Source organism: Streptomyces sp. NBC_01515 (assembly GCF_045040345.1).
In the GTDB taxonomy this organism is placed as follows: domain Bacteria; phylum Actinomycetota; class Actinomycetes; order Streptomycetales; family Streptomycetaceae; genus Streptomyces.
The window spans coordinates 2,157,946-2,175,610 of the sequence record NZ_CP109416.1 but is presented as its reverse complement, the minus strand read 5'-3'; the positions used below and the strand labels follow the sequence as shown (position 1 = coordinate 2,175,610).

At 64.4% G+C, this 17,665-nt stretch carries 12 protein-coding genes and 3 pseudogenes; 7 read left to right on the top strand and 8 right to left on the bottom strand.

Annotated features, from left to right (window positions below; translation table 11 throughout):
• The first annotated feature begins 25 nt into the window (after positions 1–25).
• Positions 26–754: an RNA polymerase sigma factor gene (locus OG407_RS09560; RefSeq protein WP_405856877.1), complete on the top strand. Its 729-nt coding sequence runs from the start codon at positions 26–28 to the stop codon at positions 752–754.
• Here the strand turns inward: OG407_RS09560 and OG407_RS09555 are convergent.
• The 7 genes and pseudogenes from OG407_RS09555 to OG407_RS09525 all read right to left on the bottom strand — a co-directional run bounded on the left by OG407_RS09555 (position 694) and on the right by OG407_RS09525 (position 7,973).
• On the bottom strand, positions 694–1,569 hold the full coding sequence (locus OG407_RS09555; RefSeq protein WP_405856875.1) for a transposase: 876 nt from the start codon (positions 1,567–1,569) through the stop codon (positions 694–696). The genes OG407_RS09560 and OG407_RS09555 overlap by 61 nt on opposite strands.
• A gap of 130 nt (positions 1,570–1,699) precedes the next feature.
• Positions 1,700–1,951: a hypothetical protein gene (locus OG407_RS09550; protein WP_405856873.1), complete on the bottom strand. Its 252-nt coding sequence runs from the start codon at positions 1,949–1,951 to the stop codon at positions 1,700–1,702.
• Between the two features lies 1 nt (position 1,952).
• A complete protein-coding gene (locus OG407_RS09545; protein ID WP_405868343.1) occupies positions 1,953–2,894 on the bottom strand; it encodes an IS3 family transposase in 942 nt (313 codons plus the stop codon).
• A gap of 66 nt (positions 2,895–2,960) precedes the next feature.
• Positions 2,961–4,214, bottom strand: a complete 1,254-nt coding sequence (ltrA, locus tag OG407_RS09540) for a group II intron reverse transcriptase/maturase (protein WP_405853811.1) — start codon at positions 4,212–4,214, stop codon at positions 2,961–2,963.
• Positions 4,215–4,781: 567 nt separating this feature from the next.
• A complete protein-coding gene (locus OG407_RS09535) occupies positions 4,782–5,084 on the bottom strand; it encodes a transposase (RefSeq protein ID WP_405856871.1) in 303 nt (100 codons plus the stop codon).
• Between the two features lie 67 nt (positions 5,085–5,151).
• A pseudogene (locus OG407_RS09530) lies at positions 5,152–6,729 on the bottom strand (reverse transcriptase domain-containing protein); the annotation flags it as partial.
• Between the two features lie 464 nt (positions 6,730–7,193).
• Positions 7,194–7,973, bottom strand: a complete 780-nt coding sequence (locus OG407_RS09525) for an ISL3 family transposase (RefSeq protein ID WP_405856869.1) — start codon at positions 7,971–7,973, stop codon at positions 7,194–7,196.
• A 234-nt stretch (positions 7,974–8,207) separates the two neighbouring features.
• Between OG407_RS09525 and OG407_RS09520 the strand changes: the two genes are divergently transcribed.
• The 5 genes and pseudogenes from OG407_RS09520 to OG407_RS09500 form a co-directional block, all read left to right on the top strand.
• The gene (locus OG407_RS09520; protein WP_405856867.1) at positions 8,208–9,176 is read left to right on the top strand and encodes an alpha/beta hydrolase; all 969 of its coding nucleotides are present in this window, start codon (positions 8,208–8,210) and stop codon (positions 9,174–9,176) included.
• Positions 9,173–11,242, top strand: coding sequence for a hypothetical protein (locus OG407_RS09515; RefSeq protein ID WP_405856865.1), 2,070 nt, complete (start codon positions 9,173–9,175; stop codon positions 11,240–11,242). Before OG407_RS09520 ends, OG407_RS09515 begins: the two co-directional genes overlap by 4 nt.
• Positions 11,239–12,168: an AAA family ATPase gene (locus tag OG407_RS09510; RefSeq protein ID WP_405856863.1), complete on the top strand. Its 930-nt coding sequence runs from the start codon at positions 11,239–11,241 to the stop codon at positions 12,166–12,168. Before OG407_RS09515 ends, OG407_RS09510 begins: the two co-directional genes overlap by 4 nt.
• Positions 12,161–13,537: pseudogene (locus OG407_RS09505) on the top strand (SAV_2336 N-terminal domain-related protein); the annotation flags it as partial. The gene OG407_RS09510 and the pseudogene OG407_RS09505, both read left to right, overlap by 8 nt.
• 384 nt (positions 13,538–13,921) lie before the next feature.
• A pseudogene (locus OG407_RS09500) lies at positions 13,922–15,331 on the top strand (SpoIIE family protein phosphatase); the annotation flags it as partial.
• 279 nt (positions 15,332–15,610) lie between these two features.
• Here the strand turns inward: OG407_RS09500 and OG407_RS09495 are convergent.
• The gene (locus tag OG407_RS09495; protein WP_405856861.1) at positions 15,611–15,826 is read right to left on the bottom strand and encodes a transposase family protein; all 216 of its coding nucleotides are present in this window, start codon (positions 15,824–15,826) and stop codon (positions 15,611–15,613) included.
• An 806-nt stretch (positions 15,827–16,632) separates the two neighbouring features.
• Between OG407_RS09495 and OG407_RS09490 the strand changes: the two genes are divergently transcribed.
• Positions 16,633–17,406, top strand: coding sequence for a tyrosine-type recombinase/integrase (locus OG407_RS09490; protein ID WP_405856859.1), 774 nt, complete (start codon positions 16,633–16,635; stop codon positions 17,404–17,406).
• Positions 17,407–17,665: the final 259 nt, after the last annotated feature.

Here is a 17,665-nt window from a genome sequence, read left to right as displayed (position 1 = left end):
TGTGCCGTGCCGCCGGGAGGCCCGCGTGAGTTATGACGACGCCCTGGAGGGCGCCCAGGTCCCTGCCCCGCGTGGGGGACTGTCGCAGTCCTTGTACCTGCCGCTGGACCTGCCGCTGGAGTTCGAGGCCTTCTACCTCGGGCACCAGGAGGCGTTCCACTCCTACGCGGAAGTCCACTTCGGCACCCGCGAGACCGCCGAAGAGGTCATCCACGAGGTGTTCCTGCAGATCCACGCGGGCTGGCCCGAACTGCTGAGCGCGGGCAACCTCGAACAGGGCGCCTGGGCGATCATGCGGCGGGCCGTGCACGACCGCCTCGAACACGAAGGCCGGGCGCCGGCGTTCGTCATCAACGGGCCCATCGTCCAGGCGATGGACAAGGCGCTGGCCACGGCCCGGGACAAGCTCCAGAAGATGGAGTCCAGCAGCGGCCTGTACGAGGCCATCGCCGAACTGCCGGGCCGTCAGTTCGAGGTGATCGTGCTGCGCTACATCCTCGGCTACCCCACGACCAAGGTCGCCTGGTACGTCGGCATCGACGAACGCACCGTCGGCCACCACCTGCGCCGCGGCAAGGAACGCCTGCGCGTCAAACTCGGCCTGCCCGACGAACGCAAGAAGCCCAAGAGGTTCTGGATCACTTTCAGTGCCGGAGCCACGGAGGGTCACCGAACCCGCGATCATGAACGGCCTCATGCCGCGAGGAGGACCCGCTTGCGCAGGAGGTCGAAGTTGGCGCGCCCGAACATCTGACGCTTCAGCATCTTGATCTTGTTGTTGTGGCCTTCGACGGCGCCAGAGCTGTAGCGCAGGCTGAGGCCGGCGACGACGGAGTCGAAGTCCTGGCCGAGACCGTTGACGAAGCTGTGCAGGGCGGGCAGGTCATCGGCCTGGACGCGGTCGATCCACTGGCCGAGGTGTTGGCCTTGCCGGTTGTTCATCAACTCGGCGAATGCCCGGATGTGTTGGGCGGTCTGCTCCAGCTCCGGGCAGCGGGCCAGGACGGCTTTGAGCTGCTGGGCCTGGTCGTCGGTGAGACGGTCGGGGTGCCGGGTGATCCAGCTGGTCACGTCGCGCACCGAGGGATTCCTGCGGGGCGGATCGTCGTGGGGGCAGGCTTCGCGGAGCTTTCGCACGTACTCCTTGACGACGCTCTCGCCGCCTTCGTATCCGCGCTCGCGAAGCTCCTCGAACAGGCGGCGGGCCGAGATCAGGCCCTCGCTCCACCGTTGGTGCAGGTAGGGCTTGTAGGGATCGAGGATGCTTGTGCGGCCCGTCCACCGTCCGATGAGGAGTTCGTCCGCGGTCGCCGCGTGGGCGAGGCGGCGGACGGTGTTGCGGGCCAGGCCCAACTGCCGGGCGACAACGCGCAGTGGGATGCCCTGGCCGAGCAGGTCGTGGACGGATGCGTGCTGATTGCGGACCCGGTCCGAGAGACGGCCGGACCGACGCGGCCCGGCCGGAGCGTCCGCTGCCGGCTCTGCCATGTCCGGGACCGCGACGGTCTGAGAGCCGTCCTCCTGTGGTTCGCGCAGCAGGGCACGGTGGCGGATGACGGACTTCTCCACGGCCTTGGCGAGGTTCTTCCAGATGGTACTGGTGGGCCGTCGGCGAGGTGCCTGCTGAGCAGGCCCTTTTCCCACGACCCCCAGCCCGAACGACGCATGCGACTTGTCACCGCACGTCGCTCTCCAGTGACTACTCCGTGAATGCTGGGACAGGTTTTCTGCCGTGGATGTCCGCATGACAACTGCCGCAGACCACAAGGGTCTTGCGATGTCGCACGGCCATGAGATCTGCCCACGGCGGCCGATCTGCCGGTCTGCCGAGGTCTGCGAGCTTGGCGACGTGGTGGACTTCCACCTCGTCAAGGCGTCCGCATGCCTCGCATCGTCCCGCGAGAAGCCGTGAGGGGCCTCGCGTTTTCCGGACAGGCTTCTGGCCGTTCATTTCACGCGACGATTCGCAACTTCACGTACTCGGCGTGGACTTCGCGCGGAGGGCGGTAACCCACCGCCGAGTGGAGGCGTTTGCGATTGTACCAGAATTCGATGTAGCGAGTGATGTCTTGCCGGGCTGCCTCGCGGGTCAGGTAAGTCACCCTGGATACGCGCTCGTTCTTCAGGGCGCCGAAGAATGATTCGGCCATTGCGTTGTCGAAACAAATCCCAGTGCGACCGGAAGATCTGCGGAGCCCGAATCGATCGAGCGTCTTCCCGAACTCGGCTGACATGTAGTTACTTCCGCGGTCGGAGTGAAATATCGCGCCGGCCGAGAGGTTCCTGTTCCGTGCCGCGTTGCGGATCGCCCTGGATATCAGCGGAGTCTGGTAGTGGTCGTCCATCGCGTAGCCGATCACCTCTTTCGTGCAACAGTCGATGACCGTCGCGAGGTACAGCCAGCCTTCCCCGGTCGCGATGTAAGTAATGTCGCCGACGAGCTTTTCACCGGGCGCATCCGCGGTGAAGTCCCGGCCCACGAGGTCTGGCACCTGGCCGGCCGCAGCCTGAGTGAGGTTGAACCTCTTCGGGCGTGGCTGGCAGGGCAGCAGGCCCTGTTCGCGCATGAGGCGGCGGACAAGCTCCACGCCTGCGGACACGCCCCAGCGGTCCAGCTGGGCCTGGACGCGTCGGTGCCCGTAGGTGCTGTCGGACACGTCAAAGGCTTTCTCGATGAGCAATTTCAGTTCTTCGCGCCGCTGAGCTGTTGCGGATTCCGGGCGGGAGCGCCAGTCGTAGTAGCCGGATCTGGATACACCGAGCCGACCGCACATGAACTCGACGCTGTATGCGTACTCCTCGGTGTCGAGCCTCATCTCATCGATGAACTCGTACTTGCTTGCTACCGGGAATCCTTCGCGAAGTACGCTGCGGGTCGGGTGGCCCGGGGGAATTTCACCCCCGGGCTCCCACAGATCCCGGCGTGACAGTCTCCCGTCACCGGGCTCCTATTGCCCTGATCACCAGATCGAGTGGACCCATTTCCAGTGGGCGAAGAAAAGCGGGTACGCGCTGGTGACCTGCTTCCATCGCCGGTGGAAATTCTTGAAGGTCTTCAGCCGCCGATATTTCTTGCGGACCCAGCGCATCAGGTAGTAGTTGATGCGCTTGAGGAGGGGATACAACTCGGTGCGATAGAACGCACCGTAGTACTGCATCCAGCCGCGGATGATGGGGTTGAGCCATCGCGCGAACTCGCCGAGGGTATAGCCGATGTGCATGTGGAGCCGCCAGGAGCGGACTTCCATGCTCATCTTCTTGAGGGCATCCTTGCTGGGCGCCGGAAGGAACGAAGTGAAGATCTTTCCGTTCCGGCCTCGTGCTGGACGACGCTGGAACGTGAAACCGAGGAAGGTAAACGACGTTGCCGCGACTCCGTCGTGGCGCCCGTCTCTTCCGCAGTACACGATCCGGGTCTTGGCCGGGTGCAGTTGCAGGCCAACCTCTTCCATCCTGTCCCCGATCGCCTTCAGGACCGCACGGGCCCGGCGCACGGAATCGCAGTGCACGACTGCGTCATCCGCATAGCGTTCGAACTGAACGTCCGGAAAGTTCCGGGAGAGCCACAGGTCGAACGCATAGTGCAGAAACAGGTTCGCCAGCACGGGAGAAACCGCTGAACCTTGTGGGGTTCCGCGATCCCTCTGCCGCAAGGTGCCGTCGGGAAGTTGCAGTGGAGCGGCAAGCCACCGCTTCACATACAACACGACCCACGCGGCATCGGTATGGGTTTCCACTGCCTTGATGACGAGGTCCCAACGGACGCTGTCGAAGAATTTGGAGACATCGAGATCGACGGCCCACTTCTTCTTCCAGCACCGCCGCCGGCATGCCTCAATCGCGTTCAGAGCCGACCTGCCCGGCCGGTAGCCGTAGGAGTCCGGGTGGAACACCGGTTCCACCTGCTTCTCCAGATGAGCGGCCACCACCGTCTGGGCGATTCTGTCAGCGACCGTGGGCACACCGAGCAAACGAACCCCGTCGCCATGCGACTTCGGGATTTCCACACCTTTCACCGGAGGAGGAAAGTAGCTTCCCGAGGACATCCGATTCCAGATCTTGTAGAGATTCCCCTTCAGATCCTTCTCGAACTCCTCGATCGTGCAGCCGTCCACCCCCGGAGCACCCTGATTGGCCTTGACCTTCAGGTATGCCTCCCAGACCTCCGTCTTGGATATCTCGAACGACTTGATCTGTGACTTCAGCTCGCCCACGCAGCTCCTCCCAGGGAACTCCTGGTTGACCGAACAAACGAACCACGGACAATCCGGCCCCTTCGCTCCGCTCCCACCGCGCCCAGCAGGAGGTTCACCGCTACTACGAACCGGTCCGCCAACACACCTCGCATCGGTACTCAGTTCCTCGCGGGTTGTCCGCTTGGAAGGCTCCCTTTCACAACACTGCGGGAAAACGCAGAGTTGAGGCATCGAAGTGTGTCTTCCCACGTTCCGCACGAAAGCAGCAGACCAGATTCACGTCGCCTCCACGCCGAGCACCACCTGGCCAGTAAACGGGTTTCCGCCAGACTCATCCCGGGCCAAAAAGTAACACCCGGTTCTGATGCCATTTCATCAATAACGACGCGTCAACAGCGATCCCCTGTAAGGGGACTGCGCTCCGTCTCTCTGATCCCCACCTGACGCCTCACGGACGCCTTTTCCACAGTCGCTCACCACGGTCGCGTCACCGCTTCCGCAGCATGTGGCGGTTTGAAGCCTCCCCCCGCAGGGCGACTCCGAAGGGCCGAAAGTCCTTCATCTCTCGTGCAGCACCGCGTTCAGCTACTCAACTACCGCAAGCAGCCTCCCGCGTTCGTGGCACACCTTTTTTTTCAGGAAGGAATTTTCCATCTCCAGCTCGCGGTTGCGTCGTTCGAGTTCCTTCAGGCGTGCCCGCTCGTTCACCGTCAGTTCCGCATCGGGAGCCGGTTCCTGCTGCTTCTGGTACTTCTTCACCCAGCCGCGTAGCGTCTCCGAGTTCAGCTCAAGCTCCCGGGCGACTTCGGAGATCGTCTTGCTTGACCTCAACGCGATCTGGACGGCTTCCTCGCGGAACTCCGGCGAGTACTTACTGGGTGGCGCCACTTCTTCCTCGTTTCCTCGTTCAGGACAACCCTATTGGGTGCCTGTCCGGGAACTTCGGGGCCCCTCACCGGGTGACCAGCTCCTTGCGTTTGATGTTGACCGGGGCCAGCTGACGGTCGGTGACGACCGTCTTCTTGTCCTGTCGCAGCGGGATCCCGCCGAACCGTCCGACCAGTGGCTTCCTGCCGGTGCGTTCGACGCGAGCCTCGAAGCACTTGCGTGGCCCGTATGGCGTCTCGACAGTGGCCGCGTACTTGCGCGCCACCTTCGAGAACGACGAGCGGTGCTTGTTGGCCAACGTCATCAGCATCGAGGCCGACATGGCCCATTGGAGCCGGGCGAGTCGAAAGACGTCGCCGGCCAGCAGGTAGTACTGGACGATGCCGCGGTACTCGGACCCGTAAGTGCTGATGATGACGTGGTCGTCCTGGTTCAGCAGTTCGGGCCGACGCGCGGGTTTGCCGCGCTTCATGTACTGGGCCTGCTTGGCGACTACCACCGAACGAGGGACACGCAGACCGATCGTCCCATTGACAGACCGACGCCTGCCGGAGATCTTGCGGTCGTTGTGGTGCACGGTGATGTCGTAGCCGAGGAACCTCGCCGCCCCGGTACGGGCGTGTGTGATGAGGGTCTTCTCCGGAGACAGTTCCAGCTTGAGTTCATCCCGCAGGAATTGCGCCAGACGTCTCTTGATTTCCTCGGCCTCTGCCTTTGGTCCGGCGAACCCGAGCAGGGTGTCGTCGGCGTAACGCACATACTTCAGCCGCCGGTACCCAGGGTCCTGGGTATCCATGCTGGGCATGCCGTGGAGTTGCTTGCGCAGCTCCCGCACCTTGGCGCGATCACCGCGCTTCCGGGCTCTGCCCATGGCCGCCCACACCCGATGAAAGGCGCGGTTCGACTTCCTGACTCTTCCCCGGGTGTATTCAGGGATCAGAACCTTCTCGACGTACTCATCCATCTTATGCAGATAAATGTTGGACAAGATCGGCGAAACAACTCCGCCTTGCGGACTCCCGCTGTGCGTGGCGTTCCAGATCCAGTCCTCCATGTATCCGGCCTTGAGCATGTTCCGCACCAGCCGCAGGAATCGGTTGTCGTGGATTTTCTCACCCAGAGTTCCGAGCATGACCGAATGATCCAGCCGGTCGAAGCACCCGGCAATATCACCCTCGATGAACCAGATCGACCCCGTCCAGGTGTGAGCCACCTCGCGCAGTGCGGTGTGACAGCCCCGGCGGGGACGGAAACCGTGAGAGGAGTCGGAGAACGTCGGCTCGTAGTACGCCTCAAGCAGCAGGCGGATCACCTCGCCGACGAGCTTGTCACTCCATGGAGGCAGGCCGAGTGGACGCAGCTTCGTGCTGCCTCGCCCCTTCGGGATGTAGACCCTCCGAGCTGGGCTCCATCGATACCGCTCGTGGCGCAGCGCGTCGATGACGTGCTCGATCTTGCCCAGCGACATGCCGTCCACGGTCTCCCCGGTGACCCCAGGTGTCATCGCTCCCTTGTTGGAGTACAGACGCCCGTAGGCCAGCAGATACAACTGCGGATTGAATAATTGTCGATACAGTTCGTTGCACGGCAGGCCACGCCTGCCGCGTTCACGGAGGACACCCAGCACCGTTTCGGCGCTCTGCATTTCGCATACCTCCCGATTCTGTGGTGTCCGATCACCTGGCCCCCTTCGCCCGATGCGGACGGCTTTCCCGTCCTCCTTGGCCGGTCGTGACTCCGGCGACTACTACGGGGCCTCCGTCGCCATAGGAAGATCTCCTCCCTTAGGCGATCCCATGTTCGTCCTTGTCGTACGTACTAGCGTGACGTAGGCGCTCCACTCATCCCCTTGAATGCCCTCACTGGGCATCGCTCTGCGTCCCGGAGGTTGTCCCGGGTCTGGCACTAACCCAAGACAGGACACGGCACCGGTTTCGGATGTCTTTCCGGTGGATTCGACCTTCAATCTTCTGGGGATTGGAGTTCAGGCAATCCAGCTTTCGCCATATCACGCGGGTCCCGCGACGCACCGTCTCTGACATCTGAACCCGGCCGTCGCTTTTCTGGCATGCTGTTTTCCCCATCACCGTTTCCGGATTGGGTAAGCCATCAGACCCAGGAATATCCCTCCAAATTCCTCCCGGCTGAAGCCGGGGATACGACAAGGCGCCTCATGGCGCACTGCCACCTGTCCGCGACGTGGATGGCGTTCGGGGCGCCGAGCCGTCCGGCCTCGGCGAAGGCGAGGGAACGGTCGCGGCAGATCACTTCGACACCGGGATGGTCGGCCAGCCACTTGGCCACCGTCGACACGCTCCGGTCGGGCAGCAGATCCACCGGACGCCTGGTCTCGATATCCACCAGGACGGTGGCATAGACATGCCCCTTGCGCAGAGCGAACTCGTCCACCCCGAGCACCCTCGGCGTGGACAGTGCCGGTTCGGGCAGGGCCCGTATCAGGCGCAGCAGCGTGGAACGGCTCGCCGGAACCGCGAGCGTGTCCACCAGCCGGGCCCCCGCCCGGCCGGCCAGCATCAGCGCCAGCTTCTGCAACACCACCTGCAGACCGGCACTGCGCCGGCCATAACGGAAGGTCAGCCCGCTGACCTGCTCAGCGAAGGTCGTCTGCGGACACGCACCCTCACCGCAGCGGAACCGACGGACCTGTAACTCGATCACCACCGGGCGGTGCCCGACCGCACTGTCCGCAAGGCGGCGTACATACCGGCTGTGCACCCGCGCAGACCTCACCCCGCAGCAGGAACACCCGGCCCACGCCACTGTTGCCCGGGCCCGGACGACCACCAACTCGCCGTCCACCACTACGTTTTCGATCCGAACACCATCGACCCGGTGAAACCACAGGTCCTCAAGGAAGACGTCACCCACAGCCGTTCATGATCGCGGGTTCGGTGACCCTCCGTGGCTCCGGCACTGAAAGTGATCCAGAACCAGGATTCAGCCGCCGCCGACACACCTCGCGCCGTACGGCCCGCGTGGGAAGCTTCGCTTGCTACCCTCAACTCTTCTCCAAGCACGCGGACCACGTCGACTGCCTTTGTACGACGCGCCGTTGGTCTCTCGTGCGCACGGATGGAGCCAGACGGGGGAGGGGGCCAGGGCGTGAGAGCGGCCTTGGTATTTGTTCATGGCATCGGTGCTGCACGGGATCCCGAGGCGGAGCGCAACGCCTGGCTCGCGGCCCTGGCCACGGGGGCACGCAAGGCAGGCCATTCGCGGGAGGGAACGGCACTGGCCCAAAATGGGTTCGCCGACACAGCCTTCGCCTATTACGGGGATCTGTTCGTGGACCTGGATGCCCAAGGCGGGCTGGCGCCGCGTATGGGGATGGACGAGAGCGGGGCCCTTCGACAACTGCTCGGAAACATGATCGACGCCCAGCTGGACACCCGCCCCGAGGAGGGCGAACGGCGTGTGCTGCAGCATGCACGCGTGGAGCTGACGGCGACGCAGCAGGCTCAAGGCAGCGGAGATCTTGTACGGCGGCTGGTGAATGTCTGCACGACTCTGTTAGCCCTGCCCGGAATCCGGCGTGGGGGGCAGTGGGCGAGCGGACGGATTATGGCTGGTCACCTCGCCCAGGTCACCCGCTATCTGGCACGGGGCGAGCCGGACGGCGACGGCCTTACGCTTGACGGGCGCATCCGTGACCGGATCCTCGGCTTTCTCGACGACAGCAGGCCCACGGTCGTCGTTGCCCATTCCCTGGGAAGCGTCGTCGCTCTGGAATCCCTGCACCATCACCGGGGACCCGTACCGCTGCTGGTGACCGTGGGCTCTCCGATTGGCATGCGCACCGTTGTACTCCCGCGGCTGCATCCCCAGCCGCCGACCACACCGGATTGTGTGGAGGGCTGGCTGAACTATTGGGACCGGGACGACATCATCGCCCCGCGTCCATGGTTGGAGCGGGACGTACTGCCAAACGCCGATGGTTGCCTGCCGGTGAGCGACCGGGTGGATTCCGACGGTATGTGGGTTCACACGGCCACCAAATACTTGGCGCAGGCCAGCGTGGCCGGCCCGATCGTGGAGGCCATCAGCCGCGCCGAGGAGAGGTTCTCGGCATGACCGCTTCGCGGCTGCTGCTCATCCTGGCGCCTCAGAACACCGCCATGGGCCACCTCGATGAACTGGAGAAAGCCGCACGCGCCCTGGGCAAGGCGCTTCAACAGGACGACCTGGGCCAGTGTTCACCCGCACTGGCTGGCGGCATTGCTCTGCTGTATGGCACGGACGTGACTCAGGTACAGATCGAGACCGCGGTGCGTGTGGCCGCCCGGCAGGCCGGAGAGGCGGGCGCCACATTGGTCCTGGCCTTCCTCGGCCACGGAACGGCTCCGAGCGGGCATTCGGAGCTGTACCTGATGGGCGCCGACGCGCAGCCGGACGTACTCAGCACTGCAGTGAACGTCGGCCACCTCATCGTCCAGGCGGCCGAGCATCCGGGCGTCAACGGCGTGATCGCCTTGGTCGACACCTGCCATGCCGCAGGAGCTGTGCCCGATATCAAGGCCCTTGTAGCAGGCGTGCGCGGAGGCCGTACTCGAGTGTCCCTGCTCATGGCCTCCGGGGCCGATCAGGAAGCGTATGGTCTCGTGTTCAGCCAACGCGTTGCTGAACTGCTGCGACAGGGCGTCCCGGGTGCGGGAAAACACACAGGAGTGTCCGCGCTGCGGGAGTTGCTGCGCCACACCATCGTCGGCCAGGACATCGTCAGTCTGGAACACGACGGTGATCACTTCGCGGTCCACGGGCTGTGGCTGTCGCACAATCCGCGCTGTGCAGATACGGATCGCCCCGGTCCGGGAACGCTCGGCGCCGAGGACCTCAGAACGGCGCTCGAAGCCGTCGGTCCTGCCGTGGCCTGGCCAGAGCCGTGGTCTCGGCATGAGCTGGAACGAATCCGGCACGAGATCCAGACGATCAAGGAAACTGGGACGGGAATCGGCCCGATTGCCCTTGTCCACCGGGCCGTCCACGTAGTGGACGCTTTGCGCACCTGCCTTCTCACTCAATCCTTCCTTGTTTCCTGGATGGGCTCCAAACTCACCACCCATGGTCTGCGTAAGGCACTGCCCCCGCTACCCAACGACGTCTACGCGCTGATACCGGCTACCACGGGCACCGCCCTGCTCACAGACCTCCTTGAGCTCCTCGTCCTGCGCGCACCGCGGGTCGGAGACAGCCGCACAGCTTTGCTCACCCGATTCGTTGCGGCACTCGGCGCCGACGCCGAACTGGACCTCTCGGCCCCCGAGATCACTGACTGGGCGGATACCTGCGGGGCCCGCATAGAACTCAACGATGCCCAAGAAGACCTGGTTCGTGGTCAGGCCGCACGACGGTTACGGCTGGTGGTCAGCTTGCATGCCACGGTGGCGGACGACTGGCCCGAATCACTGGACCTGTGGCTGCTGGACGGTGGCAGATTGTGCGAGCGGGCGGAGATCACCTGCTCCCCGACACAGGCTGCCGTCGAGGCCAAAGTCGGAGAAGCCGTGGCCTGGGGGCGCAAGCACGCGCGGATGCGCCAGGCACCGCTAAAACACGTGGACGTTGCCGTTCCCACCTCGCTACTGCTTCGCTGGAAGCCTGAAGAGACCGACTTCGGCGTCCGGCTGGGCGTCCATCACGACGTGGTGGTGCGTTGGAGCATGCGTTTGAATCCACCCGCCCACCTGTGGTGGATCAATGATCACGCCCGGGCGGGCCTGGAACAGATGAGCGTCTGCGCAGCCAAGGCCCCTGTCGACTGGCTGGCGGAGCACGATGCGAACCAGTCACAGGAACTTGCAGAGCGGCTGAAGTCCGGCAGATACACGCGCGCGGTGGCGTTCGCGCACCGGCCAGCCCACCTGAAGCAGCTGATGGAGTTGCTCCTGGCCTATGTGCCGGTCGTGCTGTGGCCCGACACGAACAACAACTTCTCACCAACGGAACAGGCACTCCTGGACATGTTCTGGGACCGCCTGCCCACAGAGCAGGCAGAGGCGTACCGAAGCCGCTGGCGGGGCGGTTCGGCCGCCCCGTCCGACCGGCTTGCCGACCTGAGATCGGTCTGGCACGACCTCGAATGGCTCGATTTCTGCAGCTGGTTCGACAGCCAAGACGCCGCACACGGGAGCGCTTCATGACCTGGAATCCGTACTACACAGGAGACGGTATCCCCCGCGACGTGGCACTCGCGCCCCCACCGCCGTGGCGGACGTTCCCCCGTCGCGCGATGGCGAAGGAGTTCAAGCCGCCAGCGGGTCTGGTGGAGTCGGTGAACGCGGCGCTCCATCTGCGGCGGCCGCTGCTGGTGACCGGTCCTGCCGGGTCGGGGAAGTCCACCGTCATCGAGCAGGTGGCCAGCGAGCTGAAACTCGGTGCGGTGCTGCGCTGGCACATCACCTCCCGCAGCACCTTGACCGAGGCGCTGTACCGGTACGACGCCCTTGGCCGAATCCACGCACAGCGGATCGGCCAAGCCGGCGGGGTCGATGACATCGCACCGTTCATGCAGCTGGGACCACTGGGCACGGCTCTGCTGCCGTCGGACCATCCACGCGCACTGCTGATTGACGAGGTGGACAAGAGCGACCTCGACCTCCCCAGCGACCTCCTCGACGTCCTGGAACGCGGCGAATACGAGATCCCCGAACTCGCCCGGTACCAAGAGGACCTCGTCTCCATCCGGCAGTGGGGCAGCGATGAGCATCACGACATCGAACGAGGCCGCGTGCGGTGCACGCAGTTCCCGTTCATCGTGATGACCAGCAACGGCGAGCGGGACTTCCCCGCCGCATTCCTGCGCCGGTGCATCCGCTACACCATGGCGCCACCGACAGTTCCCCTGCTCCGCCAAATGATCTTGGCTCACCTGCAGATCGACATCGACGTCGGAGGACCGCTGAAAGACCTCGTCGAGGAATTCGTTGCCAGACTGGAAAGCGGCGACAGCCTGGCCATCGACCAACTCCTCAACGCCGTCTACGTGATGTCCGGAAACTCCGCTCCAGAAGGGCGCGGCCGACAGGAGGTCGCCGAACTACTCATGCGAGAGCTCTCCCGTGCCTGACCACTTGGCACGCGTGCTGCACAGCCTCCGTGTCGCAGGGACAGACCTGGACGCAACGGCCCTGGCCGAAGCCGTCTGGCTGGCCGCCACGGTCCGTGGCGAAGCGGGTCTTCGGCAGTCAGGCACCAGCAAGTACGGGCCGACACCGTCGAGGGCTGATCACACACAAAACGACCGGCCGCACAGCGACCGGGCAGCAGCTGACTCACCCGAGCACGGCGTCGCGATGCACGAGCAGCTATCCGACAGCCCCGGCAGCATGCCGGGCGACTTGGTTGCCGTCACCAGAGGCCGGGCCCTTCCCAAAGCTCTTGAGCTTTCACGCGCGCTCCGAGCCTACAAACGACCATGGGCAGCCGGCCTGCACACAGAGCTGGACATCGAACACACCATCGACGGATACGCACGCAGCGGTGAACTCATCCCCGCACTGCGAGCCGCTCCGGAACGATGGTTCGACCTTCTGCTGATCGTCGACCAGTCGCTCTCCATGCAGGTGTGGAAAGAAACCATCGCAGAATTCGAACGCATCCTGGACCATCTGGGAGCCTTCCGGCTTCTGCGTACCTGGGGACTGACCTTCGAGAACTCACAACCCCTCCTCCATGATCACCAGGGGGCGGTGGCCGGTCCAGATCACGTACTCTCCCCACAGGGCAGACGCCTGGTCCTGATCATCTCCGACTGCTCGGCCCCCGGCTGGTACCGGCAAAAAATCTGGAAGCAACTACGCGCATGGGCGCAGTCGACACCAGTAGCCCTACTTGATCCAATGCCCCCGAAACTGTGGCGGCGCAGTGCACTTGACCTTCCGGGCGCTACAGCCACTCAAGCAGTGCCGGGCAGCGGCAGCACCACATTGAGGTTCGACGTACCGCTGCTCCTGGAGAATTCACAGGACGGCCCGTCACCGTGGCTCCCCATCCCCGTCCTCTCGCTCAGCCCGCACTCCCTCGGCCGCTGGGCACGGGCTCAAATGCGTGGTGATCCCGGCGGCTGCGACACCGTACTCATCCCCTCAACGGGCCGCCTCCAGCGCGGCAGTTCGCCTCACACCCGTGCCGCACAAGTCGACCCAGTCCAAGCATTCATCCGCACAGCCTCGCCCGATACGGTCAAGCTCGCAGTCCTGTGCTCAGTGGTCGGACGCATCAGCCTGCCCGTGCTTCAGCTGATCCGGCGAGAGCTTGTACCCGAAGCCACCGTCGCCGACCTCGCCGAGCTGATCACAAGCGACATCGTGTCACTTCACTCGCAGGACAGCGGCGTGTTCGTGGTGACCTTCCGCAACGGTGTCGAAGAAGAACTGAAGCAGTTACTTCCTCAGCACGAGGCATGGCGCTTGTGCGGAATGCTGGAGACATATGTCCGAGCCCGGGTTGACAGCACGGTGAGCGTGCCCGCAGTTCTGCACAATCCCGAAGCAATCCAGCTCCTTTCTGCCGAAGTACGGCCGTTCGGCCAGGCCATCCACGATGTACTGAGAGCGCTCGGCAACGGCGAACCAGGGCCGGACGGCATGGCGTCCATCTTGGCCTCGGCGACAGCTCGAATCGCCGGTGGGATCGATATCGACGAAATCGTCCATGCCCTCTTCGACACCGCAGTCCCTGCTTTCGCTGACATCCTCGTCCTCTATCTTCGTGACCCCGTCACGACTGTCGACGTGGGGCCCACTGGCCGCCCCTTGACGTTGCGGCAGTGGGGCTCCGGCCAAAGACACCAGTCTGGCCCGTACATTGGTCTGGCGGTGTGTCAGGTGCAGCCCGGCGGCTCGCTGAACGAGGTGCTGCGGGGCGTCCGTCCCGTCTTCGCCGACTCTCCCGCCGCGCGCGCCGCGCTGCCGGAACTCCTCGGTGAGGGCGGCGAGTTGATCGTCCCGGCCGGTCAGCGGGCGATCCTCGCGCCGCTGCGCGGCCGGCGCCGGGTGATCGGCGCCGCGCTCTTCCTGCGCCGCCCGGAGCGCATGGCGTTCGAGGCCGACGACCTCCTGGTCGCCGCCCAACTCGCCACGCACAGCGCCCTCGGCATCGACAAGGCGGTCCTCTACGGCCGTGAGGCGTACATCGCCGACGAGTTGCAGAGCACCATGCTCCCGGAGACCCTGCCGCGCCCCACCGGCGTCCGGCTGGCGTCCCGTTACCTCCCCGCCGCCGAAAGGGCCCGGTCCGGCGGCGACTGGTACGACGCGATCCCGCTGCCCGGCAGCCGGGTCGCCCTGGTCGTCGGCGACGTCATGGGCCACTCCATGACCTCGGCCGCGATCATGGGCCAACTCCGCACCACCGCGCAGACGTTGGCGGGTCTCGACCTGCCCCCGCAGGAGGTCCTGCACCACCTCGACGAACAGGCCCAGCGGCTGGGCACCGACCGCATGGCGACCTGCCTCTATGCGGTCTACGACCCGGTCTCGCACCGCATCACCATCGCCAACGCGGGGCATCCGCCGCCGATCCTGCTCCATCTGGGCGGCCGGGCCGAGGTCCTGCGGGTGCCGCCCGCCCCGCCGATCGGCGTCGGCGGGGTCGACTTCGAGACCGTGGAACTGGACGCGCCCGCTGGCGCGACGCTGCTCCTGTACACGGACGGGCTGGTCGAGTCGCGGCTGCGGGACGTGTGGACCGGGATAGAGCAGCTGCGCGAGAAGCTCGCCGCGGTCGCGCAGCTCACCGGACCCGATCATCCGCCGCCCCTGGAATTTCTCTGCGACGAGGTGCTCGACATGCTCGGCCCGGGCGACCGGGACGACGACATCGCACTGCTCGCCGCCCGCTTCGACGGGATCGCGCCCAGCGACGTGGCGTACTGGTTCCTCGACCCGGAGGACTCGGCCCCCGGCCAAGCCCGCCAGAAGGCCCGGCGCGCGCTGGCCCGCTGGGGCATGGAGGACATGAGCGACTCCGTGGAGCTGCTGGTCAGCGAGGTCGTGACCAACGCCGTGCGGTACGCGTCGCGGCCCCTCACGCTACGGCTGCTGCTGCTGCGGACTGATGTGCTGCGCTGCGAGGTTGGTGACGATTCAAGTCAGTTGCCCCGCATGCGGAAGCCGCGGTTTGGCGAAGCGGAGGGCCTCGGCCTGTACCTGGTCAACAAGCTGGCCCGTCGGTGGGGAGCCACACGCCTAAGTACCGGCAAGGTTGTGTGGTTCGAATGCTCCTTGCCGGAAACTTCGGAGACGGACGGGGCTGCTGATGCACTCACGGGCGAGCTTGACGACAGTTCCGAGGAGTGGTGGGTTGTAGAACAGTCCGAAGAGTCCTGATCGAGGACATGGCCTTCGGGCGTGGTCGAGTTGATGCAGTCCGGCGGAACGATCTTTGACCTCCTCGCCCGCGCTGGAGGGGGCAGCACCGCTGCGAAGGCCAAGATTCTGCACCAGAGGGGGATGACGCTGCTGTAGTGGCGGACGTTGGCTCGTCGGCCCGGACCCGGTCGGCGGAGATCAGCGACTCGTCGACGGTGACGAAGTCGCCTCTGCCGACAGCCCGACGAGTGCGTCCTGTCGCCCTGGTGCCCAAGAGGCCATGACCTCGATTGTCTCGTTCACGTACCGCCATGCCGTCGCCTCGGAGACCCCGAACCCGGAGCTCACCTGTGCGAGTGTCTCGTTCTTCCGGAGATACGCAAGGACCAGGAGGGCCTGCTTGAAGCAGCCCAACTTCCGCCACCGTGAGCGAAGTTCATACCTTCGGGCGTAGATGAGCTATGAGACATGCTCGACGAGCTCGTACGGAATCGTCGAGCATGGAAGGATACGGAACCAACGAAGCCCCCCGACCGATGGTGTGTTGAGTGAGATCACCACATCAACGACGAGGGGCTTCGCCGTGCCACCGTCCCGCTGACCAGGCCATTTCACCCCTGCGGCACAGGATGAAAGAAGATCAGTCTTTAGCGAGAAACTAGAAATTGTTGGCGTAACCACCCTCCGTTGCGGAAAGGATCTCCCCGCAAGGGAGCTTCGTCAGTTGCACTAGATGGCGCCACGAATGGTGAGCGAGATCGCCGCGTACGCATCGATCCACTTGTAAGAGCGGGGAAGAATTGCCCAACGGGATCGTTCCATTCGACCGGTGGCACAAGAAATACCCCAAGCCGAACCGAGGTGACCTGCCGTGCATCTGCGGCACCAACTCCGCAAAACTGTACCCAACGTCTGACCACGGAAGGGGACTTCGCTGGCAGGCTCGCTACTTCGTGTGCAGTGGAAAGGAGAAGCGATTCTCATTCGCCTCCTGGGGCGATGCCATGCATCACTTGTCCAGGGTCACGCCAGAGGGTGAAGGATCCGACAACTCCGGGGCGGTCAGCTTCTACGCATTGCACATGCTGGAGAGAATGCGCCAACAAGGGCGCCGAGAGAACACCATCGCGCTGCACGAGAGATGCCTCCGTCTGTACATCCTCCCTTTCATCGGTCAGCGAGTCGTCAGTTCTCTGCGCAGGACCGACAGCCACGCAGTTATGGACTACCTTCTGACACATCCACGACTGCGCTCGCCCTGCAGCGTCAACCAGGCGTTTCGGTCGTGGGCCACCCTGATGCACCACGTTGCCGATCAAGACGTTCCGCTTCCCCCGAACCTCGTCAACCGCATCAAGCCGGCCGAGCTCCCTCCCCGCAACCGCAAGCTCCTGACAGCTCACGAAGTGCGGGCGCTGGCAACTGCCATGCAACGCAGGCACCCTCGCTACGCCATCGCAATCTGGCTTGGAGCCTGTGCAGGGCTACGGAAAGGGGAAATCTTCGGGCTCAGATGGGAGCACCTCGACCTGCAACATGGACTGCTGACCGTGCAAGAGCAACTGCAGTTCGGCAAGGTCACACCTCTGAAATGCCGCGCAAGCTATGCCACTCTGGCCATCGACCACTTCCTGCGCCGACATCTGACGGAACATCTGCGCGAGTTTCCGGCACCTGTTCTGGGAGGGCGTCACTCCAGCTATGTGCTCACACGTGACGGCCATCAACCCGTCACCCGCGGGATGTTCGACGGCCAGTGGTACAGAGCGGTGGAGGAAGCCGGTCTCGCGAGAGGTACGTGCCTCACCGACCTGAGGGTTTTCTACGCCTCGACACTGGCTAACGCTAACCGGTACAGCCCAAAGAAGGTCCAACGACTTGTGCGTCATGCACAAATGGCGCACACCTGGGACCTCTACGTCCTCCCGCCCCTTGCAGACGATATGAGCCGAGTCGACGATTTCACAACAGCTTTCGCCGACGACAGCGACTAGCCATGCCTGACGCACGACCGGCAGCCCCAAAATCAACCGGGGAAGTCACCAGGCATGGCCCTGGCTTACCTGACGGCGATACAAGCAACGCGCGCGCACCAACTGTGACTGACAAAGGCCACGATCCCCGTACCGGATGAATCCGAGACGTGAGGCCTGCAGGAAGGCACAGTCCTTCCCTCGATCACCCTCAGCAGAGACCCCTCCTGCCGCCCTCTCATCCACCGGGACCCCTTCGGCCTGCAGCTCAGGCGCAACC